General features: G+C 69.4%; 8 protein-coding genes. 4 read left to right on the top strand and 4 right to left on the bottom strand.

The window, feature by feature from the left end:
- Positions 1–49 precede the first annotated feature (49 nt).
- Positions 50–1,768 (bottom strand): alpha/beta hydrolase domain-containing protein, encoded by a 1,719-nt coding sequence (locus tag AC5Y47_RS02325; protein ID WP_499941596.1) that lies wholly within the window; start codon positions 1,766–1,768, stop codon positions 50–52.
- A gap of 325 nt (positions 1,769–2,093) precedes the next feature.
- Positions 2,094–2,348 carry a hypothetical protein gene (locus AC5Y47_RS02320; protein ID WP_499941594.1) on the bottom strand — a complete coding sequence of 85 codons (255 nt, stop codon included), beginning with the start codon at positions 2,346–2,348 and terminating at the stop codon, positions 2,094–2,096.
- 116 nt (positions 2,349–2,464) lie between these two features.
- Between AC5Y47_RS02320 and AC5Y47_RS02315 the strand changes: the two genes are divergently transcribed.
- Positions 2,465–2,929 carry a tRNA (cytidine(34)-2'-O)-methyltransferase gene (locus tag AC5Y47_RS02315; protein ID WP_499941887.1) on the top strand — a complete coding sequence of 155 codons (465 nt, stop codon included), beginning with the start codon at positions 2,465–2,467 and terminating at the stop codon, positions 2,927–2,929.
- Between the two features lie 7 nt (positions 2,930–2,936).
- Here AC5Y47_RS02315 and AC5Y47_RS02310 read toward each other — a convergent pair whose 3' ends face one another.
- Entirely contained in the window at positions 2,937–3,575 is a 639-nt protein-coding gene (locus tag AC5Y47_RS02310; protein ID WP_499941593.1) for a nitroreductase family protein, read from the bottom strand.
- A 138-nt stretch (positions 3,576–3,713) separates the two neighbouring features.
- Entirely contained in the window at positions 3,714–6,995 is a 3,282-nt protein-coding gene (locus AC5Y47_RS02305; protein ID WP_499941591.1) for an error-prone DNA polymerase, read from the bottom strand.
- A gap of 239 nt (positions 6,996–7,234) precedes the next feature.
- On the opposite strand from AC5Y47_RS02305, the gene AC5Y47_RS02300 reads away from it, so the two are divergent.
- From AC5Y47_RS02300 to AC5Y47_RS02290, 3 genes are all read left to right on the top strand, one after another.
- Positions 7,235–8,479, top strand: a complete 1,245-nt coding sequence (locus tag AC5Y47_RS02300) for a wax ester/triacylglycerol synthase domain-containing protein (RefSeq protein WP_499941589.1) — start codon at positions 7,235–7,237, stop codon at positions 8,477–8,479.
- A gap of 33 nt (positions 8,480–8,512) precedes the next feature.
- Positions 8,513–9,649: a trehalose-phosphatase gene (gene otsB / locus AC5Y47_RS02295; RefSeq protein WP_499941588.1), complete on the top strand. Its 1,137-nt coding sequence runs from the start codon at positions 8,513–8,515 to the stop codon at positions 9,647–9,649.
- Between the two features lie 105 nt (positions 9,650–9,754).
- Positions 9,755–12,193, top strand: coding sequence for a PE family protein (locus tag AC5Y47_RS02290; RefSeq protein ID WP_499941586.1), 2,439 nt, complete (start codon positions 9,755–9,757; stop codon positions 12,191–12,193).
- The last annotated feature ends 40 nt before the right edge of the window (positions 12,194–12,233 follow it).

Genomic DNA, 12,233 nt, shown 5'->3' with positions numbered 1-12,233 from the left:
AGCCTGCAGCCGAGGTCTCCACAATCGTTACGCAGTAGTTAGCTGTCCATCAGCCGACGGGGTAACCGGACACCGCTTTCTTGACCACCGAGTCAACCTCCTCGGACAGCAAGAACCGTTGCACCACAAGGTCTTCCGCGGCGGCGCGGACTGCGGTGGCATAGTCGCCGCTGGTCGGGTAGCGCTCGGCGACCGACGGCCGTCCCGGCGCGAAGGCCAGCTTGCTGCCGATCCGCTCGTAGAGCACGTCGGGCAGCTCCTCGGTGTACCGGCGGGCATTCCAACCGGTGTAGACCGCGAGCGGCGCGGCGACGGCCGGCAGCCGGATCCCGGCCACCTCGTTGCCGTCCGCGTCGACCGCCGACACCAGGTCGACGTGGGACTGGCCGCGACGCGCCGACGGCAACCAGGCCGGCGAAGGGACGTTGGCGTACCCGAAGTGCGACAGCACGTCCTTGCGGGCGACGGCGGTGCCGTCGCTGGTCCGCGGCACGGCGCTGGCGGGAGGCTCGATGCCGTCGACGACCCAGTTCTCCAGTGCGACGAGCAGTGCCCGGGTGACCGGGGTGACGTCGAGCTGGTGCACCGGGTTGGCGGCGGGCAGCGCGTTCTTGATCTTGCTGCTGCCGAAGTGGTCGGTGCCGGCCAGCAGGTAGGTGCGGACGTCGGGGTCCTCGGGCAGGTCCTGGCCGGTGTGCGGGTCGACGTGGACCAGTGCGCCGTCGCCCTGCCAGTACTCGGTGGCGCTGTTGGTGAAGATGGTCTTCGGCACCCCGCCGAGTTGGCGCTGCACGGCGAGCAGGTCGGCGTTGCCGAATGGGTCGGCGGTGCCGCGCCCGCTGCCGCCGGGGGTCGACGGCTGCGCGTAACGCTGGTTGAACTGGCCGCGGGCGGCGCTGGCGAAGTCGCTGAAGATGCCGTCGAAGACCGGCAGTCCGGCCTCGTCGACGTTGAGGCCGTCGGAGACGAACTGGCGCAGCAGCCGGCCGGCCTGGGAGACGCCGTAGGCGAAGGTGTGCTCGATGCCGTCGGCGCGCAGGTGGGAGACGATATCCCGAATGGCCAGCAGACCGGTGCCGGCGACCGGAGCCAGCGCGGTCCGGTAGGTCAGCTCGTACCAGTGGAAGGGCTGGAAGCCGCCGTCCACGGCGACGTGGGTCTGGTCGGTGAAGCGCCAGGTGTCCCGGGGGACGACGGTCGGCTCGGCGTCGGGTGCGGTGCGCACGGTCAGCACGGCCTCGGGGTCGTCGACGTCGACGGTCGGGTAGTCGGTGAACTTGAACAGCACGTCGGCGCCGGGGATCGACTCGATCTCGGGTGCGGTGAAGCTCAGCACGTGGTCGTCTTTCGTAGTGTCCGAGCGCCATTCCAGGCGCATGAAGCCGGGCTCGACTTCGGCTTGGGGGGCGGTCAGGCCCAGGACGGCCGGCCCGCGCTGCACGTCCCACTGCCAGCCGCACGAGGCGATGGTCCAGCCGCGGTCGAGCAGGAAGCCGCCCTTCAACCAGGGGGCGTTGGTCGGCAGACCACGGTTGGGGACGACGAACAGCAACTTGCCGTTGCCGCCGTTCACCGGGCGGATCAGGCGCAGGTCGGCTTCGTAGCGGACCAGGCCGTCGGCGTCGCGGGGAGCCAGCTCGAGGTCGACGATGCGCTGGTTGGCCAGGTGGGTCGGGTCGACGGCGAAGGTGACGGTCGCTTCGACGTTCTCGTAGCGGCTGTCGGCGTGCGGGTAGGTGTTGGTCACTTGCACGGATTCGACGCTCATCTTCGGCTCCCCCGGGTTCGGCATTCCACTTGCTGGTACCGAGATTTCTGCAGGGGGCTTGAAGAGTTCTAAAAGACTTCTTGGAAACCTCTCAGGTGACCGAACCGGACGCGCGTTCAGCCGCTCGAGACGGCATCGTTCCGCCTCCGCGCACCAGGGTCGGCGGACCGGCTTTGTTCCTGATCGCTGCTGGTGGTGGCCCAGCTGCCGAAGGCGGTCATTCTGACCGCTCGTGCCTTATTACGTCCCGCGGTTGCCCGGCGCGCGCAGGAACGCGTCGCCGGGCTGCGGGCAGAACTGTCGCCGGTGTGACTGGTCGTCGCGATCAGTCGTCCTTGGAGTCCTTGTCATCGTCTTCGTCATCATCGTCATCGTCGTCATCGTCATCGTCGTCGTCGTCATCGTCTTCGTCATACTCATCGGCCTTGTCGGCGTACTTCGTCAGCAGGTCGACCAGATTGCGAGCCTCGTCGGGTGCTATCAGATCTTCGAACAGCGCCTCGTCTTCTTCGGAGATGCGAGCGATGTACACCTCGCCCTTTTTGGCACCTACGTCCCAACGCCCGCCCTCATGAGCCATTTGCCGCCCTTTCACCTAGAACCCGATTGACAGGCGTTGTTTACCCAATTGGAGGGAATGCGGAAACGACAGGATTTTCGGCCGGGCCGCTCGCGGACTTTGCCATGATCGACCCCATGTTCCGGCTGCTGTTCTATTCGCCTCGTATTGCCCCGAATACGGGCAATGCCATCCGGACGGCGGCCGCGACAGGCTGCGAACTGCATCTGGTCGAGCCGCTGGGTTTCGACCTGTCCGAACCCAAACTGCGGCGCGCCGGGCTGGACTACCACGACCTGGCCTCGGTCACGGTCCACGCTTCGCTCGAGTGGGCGTGGGAGGCGTTGGCACCGGAGCGGGTGTTCGCCTTCACCGCGCAAGCGACGTCGCCGTTCGCCGGCGTCGACTACCGGCCCGGCGACGTGCTGATGTTCGGACCCGAACCCACCGGCCTGGACGCGGCGACCCTCGCCGATCCGCACATCACCCAGCAGGTGCGCATCCCGATGCTGGCCGGACGGCGTTCGCTGAACCTGTCGAACGCTGCGGCCGTCGCCGTCTACGAGGCGTGGCGCCAGCAGGGTTACCCCGGGGCGATCTAGGTTCGGGCTACCAGCTGTTCCAGTGCGTCAGGCTCTCGGCAGGAAGACGCTTGGCCGGCCGGAAGTCGGTGCCTTTGGTGTAGGCGATCGGGAACAAACCGCCCTGGCTGTATTGGTCGTAGGGGATGCCGAGAACGTCGGCCACCTCGCGTTCGCCGCCGTCGAACAGGTGCAGGGTGGTCCAGCACGAGCCCAGCCCGCGCGAACGCAACGCCAGGCAGAAGCTCCACACCGCCGGGAACAGTGACGCCCAGAACGACACCCCGCCCAGCTGCGACTTGGCTTCGCGGCCCTCGATGCACGGGATGAGCAGCACCGGCGCCTCGTGCATGTGCTCGGCGAGGTACCGCGCCGAATCGCGCACCCGCCCCATCCGCTCGCCGCGGGTGTCGTCGTATTCGGGGGCCGGGGAGCTGAGGTAGTCGCGGGCCCTGGCCAGGTAGACGTCGGCGATTGCCTTCTTCTTGTCCGGGTCCTCGACGAAAACCCATTGCCAGCCTTGCGAATTGGAACCGGTCGGGGCCTGCAACGCTAGTTCGAGGCATTGCATCAGCACCTCGGGCGGCACTGGTTTTTCGAAGTCGAGGCGTTTGCGGACCGAGCGGGTGGTGCTGAGGACTTCATCGACGGTCAGGTTCAAGGCCATGCTCTGGAGGCTACCTGCCGGCCGGACCCTACGCCGAACGTGTTGTGGCTGCGAAAAATTCGGCGATTTTTCGCAGTGGTTACACGTTCGGCGCGGAGAGTGGTCCGCGCCGTGCCCGCTCACTGACCCGCGAGCGCATCAACGGAAGTCGCGGGACTTCGAGGCCACCGCCAGCGTGATGCGACCCATCCGCTCGGCGACCACGGTGATTGCGCCGCTGGCGTTTTGGACCTGGCCGCGGATCACCAACGCCGGTGCCGTCTGCGCCAGTTTGCGGTGCCGGGCCCACACTCCCGGCGTGCACAACACGTTGACCATGCCGGTCTCGTCTTCGAGGTTGACGAACGTCACCCCCTGAGCGGTCCCGGGGCGCTGCCGGTGGGTCACCGCACCGGCGATCAGCACCCGGTCACCGTCGGGCACCAATCCCAACTCCACCGCCGGCACCACCCCCATTGCGTCCAGGTCGGCCCGCAGGAACTGCGTCGGATAACTGTCCGGGGAGACCCCGGTGGCCCACACGTCGGCGGCGGCCAGTTCCAGCTCGCTCATCCCGGGCAGCGCCGGAACGTGCGACGACGACCCCACCCCCGGCAGCCGGTCCGGCCGTTGGGTGGCCGCAGCACCGGCCGCCCACAGCGCCTCGCGCCGGGACATCCCGAAGCAACCCAGCGCCCCCGCCGTCGCCAACGCCTCGGTCTGCGGCACGCTCAACTGCAACCGGGACGTCAGGTCCAGCAGAGAGGCGAACGGGCCGTTGGTCTTTCGCTCCTCGGCCAGCTTTTCGGCCAGTTCGTCACCGATATGGCGGACCGCCCCCAGCCCGAGACGCACTTCCATGCCCGCGTTCTCCAGCGTGGCGAATGCCAGGCTGGCGTTGACACACGGGCCGTGCACCAGCACCCCGTGCCGTCGCGCATCAGCCACCAGCGACTGCGGCGAGTAGAAACCCATCGGCTGGGCACGCAGCAACGCCGCGCAGAACGCCGCCGGGTGATGCAGCTTGAACCAGGACGAGTAGAACACCAGCGACGCAAACGACAGCGCGTGGCTTTCCGGGAAGCCGAAGTTGGCGAACGCCTCCAGTTTCTCGTAGATCCGGTCGATCAGCTCGTCGTCGGCGCCGTGCAGGGTGCGCATGCCGTCGTAGAACCGGCCGCGGAGCCGGCGCATGCGTTCGGTGGAGCGCTTGGACCCCATGGCGCGCCGCAACTGGTCGGCCTCGGCGGCGGTGAAGCCGGCGCAGTCGACCGCCAGCTGCATCAGTTGTTCTTGAAAGAGCGGCACTCCCAGCGTCTTTCGTAATGCCGACTCCATGGACGGATGGTCGTAGACCACCGGCTCGATGCCGTTGCGGCGCTTGATGTACGGATGCACCGAATTGCCCTGGATGGGACCGGGACGGATCAGCGCCACCTCCACCACCAGGTCGTAGAAGATCCGGGGCCGCAGCCGCGGCAGCGTGGCCATCTGTGCCCGAGACTCCACCTGGAACACCCCCACCGAATCGGCCCGCGACAACATCTCGTAGACCGCCGGCTCGGAGAGGTCGAGCCGGGCGAAGTCCACCTCGATGCCTTTGTGCTCGGCCACCAGATCCCGCGCATAGTGCAGCGCCGACAGCATGCCCAGCCCCAGCAGGTCGAACTTGACCAAACCTATTGCCGCACAGTCGTCTTTGTCCCACTGCAGGACACTTCGGTTTTCCATGCGCGCCCACTCCACCGGGCACACGTCGGCGATCGGACGGTCACAGATCACCATGCCACCGGAATGAATGCCCATGTGCCGAGGCAGGTTCCGGATCTGGTTGGCCAGGTCGACCACTCCTTCCGGGATGCCTTCGATGTCGACGGGCTGCCCGGACCAATGGCTGATCTGCTTACTCCACGCGTCCTGTTGGCCCTGCGAGAAACCCAGGGCGCGGGCCATGTCGCGCACCGCGCTGCGCGGCCGGTAGGTGATGACATTGGCGACCTGGGCGGCATAGTCCCGGCCGTACTTGTCGTAGACGTACTGGATGACTTTCTCGCGCTGGTCGGACTCGATGTCGATGTCGATGTCGGGGGGGCCGTCGCGGGCGGGCGACAGAAAGCGTTCGAACAACAAGTCGTTGGCTATCGGGTCGACGGCGGTCACTCCGAGGGCGTAGCACACCGCGGAATTGGCCGCCGATCCCCTGCCCTGGCACAGGATGTCGTTGCGCCGGCAGAACCGGGTGATGTCGTCGACCACCAGGAAGTAGCCCGGGAACCGCAGCTGGGCAATGACTTTGAGTTCGTGCTCGATCTGGTCGTAGGCTTTCGCCGCCCGCCCGGCCGGCCCGTAGCGGTCGGTCGCGCCCACCATGGTCAACGCACGCAACCAGCTGTCCTCGGTGTGCCCGTCGGGGACGTCGAACGGCGGCAGCTGCGGTGCGATCAGCGCGAGGCCGAACGCACACTGCTCGCCGAGTTCGGCGGCCGCGGTCACCGCCTCGGGGCACTGCGCGAAAAGCCGCGCCATCTCCTCACCCGAGCGCAGATGCGAACCACCGAGCGGAGCCAGCCAGCCGGCGGCCGCGTCCAGAGACTGCCGGGCCCGGATCGCACCCATGGCCATGGCCAATCGCCGACGGGATGGATGGGCGAAGTGCGCCCCGGTGGTGGCGACGACGCCGACGCCGAAATGCGGCGCCAGTCCGGCCAGCATCGCGTTGCGTTCGTCGTCGAGCGGTTGACCGTGATGGGTCAGCTCGATGCTGACCCGGCCGGCGCCGAACCGATCCACCAGATCGGCCAGCGCCCGCCGCGCCGATTCCGGGCCACCTTCGGAAAGCGCCTGTCGCACATGCCCTTTGCGGCAGCCGGTCAGAATATGCCAGTGCCCGCCGGCCGCCTCGGTCAGTGCGTCGAAATCGTAGCGCAGTTTGCCTTTCTCACCACCGGCCAGATGCGCGACGGCAAGTTGCCGGGACAACCGCCGGTACCCTTCGGGTCCCCGTGCCAGCACCAACAGATGCGGGCCGGCCGGGTCCGGTCGCTCGGTGCGCGCCACCGACGACAGCGACAGCTCGGCGCCGAATACCGTGCGCACACCGAGTTCACCCGCGGCTTCGGCGAACCGCACCGCCCCGTACAGCCCGTCGTGGTCGGTCAGCGCCAGCGCGCGCAGGTCCAGCCGGGCGGCCTCCTCGGCCAGTTCCTCCGGGGTGCTGGCCCCGTCCAGAAAGCTGTATGCAGAATGCGCATGCAACTCGGCGTACGCCACGGAGGAACGGTGTCGTTGTCCGTGTGTTTTTGCTGAATACGCTTCCCGTTTGAGCGACAGCGGACCATCTTCGGGAGGACCGAACGGAGCGGGCATCCCGGCATGACGCGGCTTGCTATCGAGAACCCGCTCCATTTCGGCCCAACTCGGCGGGCCGTTGTGCCACCCCATGACGCCAGTGTATCGAACGTCTGTTCGATGTGCGAACGCGCACCCACCGGTCTGTGTTCGTCATCGGAACAGCTTCGGAACGCTATTGAAACAATTTGCGGCCAATAGCCTCAGCGGCACATCGTCGCAGTTAAACGCATCTTCAACTGGACAACACACTCTTAACCTGACCGTTCTGTCGATGCGCATGACCCACCCGGATACTGGTACAACTTGAACAAACACGGTGGGGACTGGGCATGGCAGGAACGACGACTTCGGAGGCGGGGTCCTTCAGGACTCCAGAACGCGACCGACACGCAGGCATGGCAACCGGTGCGGTTGCCGTCATCGCCGGATCCAAACCCGGCCACGAGTTGATCAGGAATTTGCTGGCCGAACGGATCCAGCTGGGCTTCGACGGGCCCGGGCAGGTCCACCGGGTAGCCCTGCCGCAGCCCGGTGACGACGCAGCACTGTTCCGGGCCATCGCCCACGCGCTCGAGCGTCCCCTCGACGTGAACGGACCGCGCTGGGAGTGCTGGGTCATCGAACGCCTCGAGGGCAATCGATGGGCGATCTTGATGAAGGTCGACCACAGCATCGCCCACGCCATCCCGCCGGCCCACCTGCTGGCGCGGCTCTGTGACGAGGCTGACAGCGAAGCATTCGCCGATACCGTTGCCGGACAACGGGATTCGGACCCTGGCGCCGATAGGCCAAGCTGGGTGCACACCCTGATGCAGACCCCACTGGACATCGCGAAAGCCGCCGTCAGCGCCGCGGCCACGGTGATGACGTGGCCCGAACCGGCCGGCCCGGTGAACACCCTTCGGCATTACCGCGCGGTGCGGGTTCCTCGCGCCGCCGTGGACCGGATGGCCCGCAAGTTCGGGGTGAGCGCCGACGAGGTCGCGGTCGCGGCCATCACCGAGGGCTTTCGCGGCGTGCTGGTCCAGCACGGCCACCAGCCCCGCTCGGACTCGGTGCGCACGGTCGGTGCAGTCTTGCCCTTCCTGCCGGTCGACCACGAGGACCCGTTGCGGCAACTGCGGGCAGTGCGCCCGGAACCGAACCGGGCCAGCCAGCCGTTCCCCTCGCCATTCAAGTTGTGCGCCAAGGCTGTTCAGTCCTTGATACGGCCGCCCGGACAACACACCGTCACGCTGGCCATCCATGCCTTCGGACCGCGGGAACGGCTGCGGTTGATGGGCCGACAACTGGAGCGATTGTTGCCGATCCCGCCGACCGCACCCGAGTTCAGCACCAGGATCTCGGTGATCGGCTACGCCGACGAGCTGGTGTTCGGTCTCATCGCCGACTACCACACCGCAGCCGACCTCGCGCGGCTTGCCGGCGGGATCGAACTGGGCATGGCGCGGCTGCTTGCGCTCGGTCAGGACTCGGTGCTGCCTTTCGACCGTCGGCGCAAGCGTCCGGGCCGGGTGCCGGCGCGCCGGGTGCCGCGGCCCTCGGCGGTGCCGGTGCGAGCGCGCCGCCGCTGACCCCTCGGCGGTCCACCGTGAGAAGGTGGGTGCATGTCGGTCACCATCGACCCGCGACGCATCGATGCCGTCTTGTTCGACGCCACACTGCCCGGCACCGACACCGTGTCGGACCGTCTGCACGACATCCACGTGCGCACCGGCGTCTTCACATCCAATGGTGACGCCGCGATCGAAGCCGCCCAACGGTTGGGGGTGCGCTCGGGCCGTTGTGCCGTCGTCGCAGCGGGCGAGTCCGGCGTCACGGCCGCCCGCGCCGCCGGTTTCGCGCTGGTGATCGCCGTCGGCGCCGCGTCCGACGATGCAGACGCGGTCATCTCCGGCGTCGACGAGATCGACGCGCGCACCGGCGACCGGCGGATGTCGGAGTTGCCGGATGCATTGCAGTCCGTCAGCCTGGCCGACGACTTCTCGGTCCGGCGGCCCGCGGTGTTCTTCGACTTCGACGGGACCCTCTCGGACATCGTCAACGATCCCGACGCGGCCCGGCCGGCGCCCGGTACGACAGAGGCGCTGCGGGAACTGGCGACGCGGTGCCCGGTCGCGGTGCTCAGCGGGCGCGACCTGACCGACGTCGTCGAGCGAGTGGGTCTGCCCGGAATCTGGTACGCCGGCAGCCATGGATTCGAACTGACCGCACCCGACGGCACTCATCATCAGAACGAAGACGCCGCGGCGGCCATCCCGGTGCTCGAAGAAGCCGCGGGGCAGCTGCGCGAGCGACTCGGCTCCATCGATGGTGTCGTGGTGGAACACAAGCGTTTTGGCGTGGCAGTGCACTATCGCAACGCGGCCCGCGACCGGGTCGGGGAGGTGGCTGCGGCGGTGCGCACGGCCGGCCGGCGCGACGCGTTGCGGGTGACGACCGGGCGCGAAGTCATCGAGCTGCGTCCGGATCTCGACTGGGACAAGGGCAAGACACTGCGATGGGTGATCGAGCACTTGACCGACGGCGGGTCGGTACCGCTGGTGCCGATCTATCTCGGCGATGACATCACCGACGAGGACGCCTTCGATGCGGTGCACCACGATGGGATCCCAATTGTGGTGCGGCACAACGACGACGGCGACAGGGCCACCGCCGCGCTGTTCGCGCTGGACAGTCCGGTCCACGTCGCCGACTTCACCGCCCGGCTGGCCCGTGAATTAGCTGACGCTGACGTGAATTAACGCTTGCCGCTTCACAATCCGGCACAACGCAACCAATCGCGCAAAATTGTGCCCACCCCTGCGCGATCGGCGTAAGCTGCGCGGCAGTCTATCGGGAGGACTGTCATGTCGTTTGTGCTCGCGAATCCGGAATACATCACCTCGACGGCAACGGACTTGGCCGCCATCAGAGCGGCGATCAGCGCCGCGGGTGCCGCGGCATCGATCCCGACAACACAACTGCAGGCCGCCGCCGCCGACGAGATATCCACTGCCCTGTCAGTGATATTCGGCGCGCACGGTCAGGCGTATCAAGCGCTCAGCACGCAGGCGACAGCGTTTCACCAACGGTTCGTCCAAGCGTTGGCCAATGCCGGCAGCGCTTATGGCGCGGCGGAAACGGCCAGTGCCGAGCAACTTCTGCTCAACGCGATCAATGCGCCCACCCAGACACTGCTGGGGCGCCCGTTGATCGGCAACGGTGCAGACGGGACCGCCGCCGCCCCGAACGGCGGAGCCGGCGGGTTGTTGTACGGCAACGGCGGCAACGGTTTCTCGCAGACGTCGGCCGGCAGCCCCGGTGGGGCCGGGGGTGCCGCCGGACTGATCGGCAACGGCGGACTCGGCGGCAGTGGTGGCGCCGGAGCGGCCGGCGGTGCCGGCGGCTCCGGCGGCTGGCTCTACGGCGATGGCGGACGGGGCGGCGCCGGCGGTGCGGCCACCGCGCTGGGAGCGGCGGGCGGGGCCGGCGGGGCGGGCGGCAACGCATGGCTGCTGGGTACGGGTGGGGCCGGCGGTGCAGGGGCGAATGGCGCCAACGGCAATGCGGGTACCGCAGGTGGGGCAGGTGGGGCAGGCGGTGCCGGCGGCGATGCCGGACTGCTCTGGGGTGGCGCCGGTGCCGGCGGTAACGGCGCCGACGGCGGCAGCGGCCAGAATTCCGCGGCCACTTCAGCTGGCGGGGCCGGCGGCGCCGGTGGTCACGCGGGTCTGTTCGGTGCCGGAGGGGGCGGAGGGACCGGCGGAGACGGCGGTACTAACAACGTTGCTCTGACAAACGCCTCCGGCGGCGCCGGCGGCGCGGGCGGGGCCGGCGGCGGCGGAGGCTACCTCACCGGTAACGGCGGCGCGGGCGGGGCCGGCGGGGCCGGCGGTGACAACTCAGCCGGATCGCCCCCGAGCGGCATGACCAGCGGCGCGGGCGGAGTCGGCGGAGTCGGCGGCGCAGCCGGGTTGCTGTACGGCGACGGTGGCACCGGAGGCGCGGGCGGAGGCGGTGGAACGAATAAGGGTGGTGGGGCTACCGGCGGCCTCGGCGGGTTCGGCGGCTCCGGCGGGGCCGGGGCACGCATGTTCGGCAGTGGCGGCGCCGGTGGCGCCGGTGGGCATGGTGGGCAGAACACCTCGGCCGGGATGGGCGGTACCGGTGCCGGCGGCGGCGTCGGGGGTAGCGCCGGCATGTTCGGCAACGGCGGCCACGGGGGGGCCGGCGGGGGCGGCGGGGACCAGACCGGCGGCCAGGGTTCCGGAGCGGCTGCCGGGAGCGGCGGCGCCGGTGGCACCGGGGGGTGGCTGTACGGCAACGGCGGAGACGGTGGTGGCGGCGGCGCCGGCGGGTCCAACAAAGCCGGCGGCACCAACTCCGCCGGAGGGGTGGCCGGTCACGGTGGTGCCGGCGGCAGCGCCGGGCTGATCGGCGCCGGCGGCCACGGCGGCGACGGCGGTGCCGGTGGCGGCACCGTCGGTAGGGAAAGCGGGGCGGTCGGAGGCGCCGGTGGCAACGGTGGCGTCGGCGGGAACGGCGGATTGCTGTTCGGCGACGCCGGGGCCGGCGGCAGCGGCGGCACCGGCGGCAGCAACACCCAGACTTCCAGCGGCAGCGCGCACAATGGCGTCGCCGGCGGCGCCGGCGGCCGGGGCGGGGACGGCGGAAACGGCGGCACCGCCGGGTTGTTCGGCAACGGTGGCGACGCCGGCGGCGGCGGCACCGGCGGAAACGGCGGCGTCGCCCAGATCGGGACCGACGGCACCGCCACCGTTCTGGGGGGCACCGGAGGCACCGGGGGCGGCGGAGGTAACGGCGGCAACGGCGGCAGCGGCGGCCACGGCGGACAGCTGACCGGCAACGGCGGCAACGCCGGCGCCGGCGGTGACGCCGGCAACGGCGGCAAGGGTGGCCGAGGCGGTAGCACGTCCGGTGCCGGCGGCGGCATCGGCGGCAATGGCGGGGACGGTGGCAGCGGCGGCAGCGGCGGTACTGGCGCCAAGGGTGGGCTGCTATTCGGCAACGCCGGTGCCGGGGGCGGCGGCGGAACCGGAGGCGACGGCGGCAACGCCGGCCTCGGTGTGGCTCCCTCCGGCAACGGCAGCATCGGCAACGGGGGCAACGGCGGGCCGGGCGGAGCCGGCGGGAACGCCCAGATCATCGGAAACGGCGGCGACGGCGGCGGGGGCGGTGACGGCGGAACTGGCGCCGCACCTGGAGCCGGCGGGGCCGGCGCCCTCGGTGGCGCCGGAGGATCCTGGTTCGGAACACCGGGCGCCAACGGCGCCGACGGAGCATAGCCCGCACCCAAGTTTGGCTGTTCAGCGCCCGTGGTACGAA

This window comes from Mycobacterium sp. NGS22 (assembly GCF_059813095.1).
Note: the sequence above shows the minus strand (reverse complement) of the source record. Positions and strands in the feature narration are given on the sequence as shown.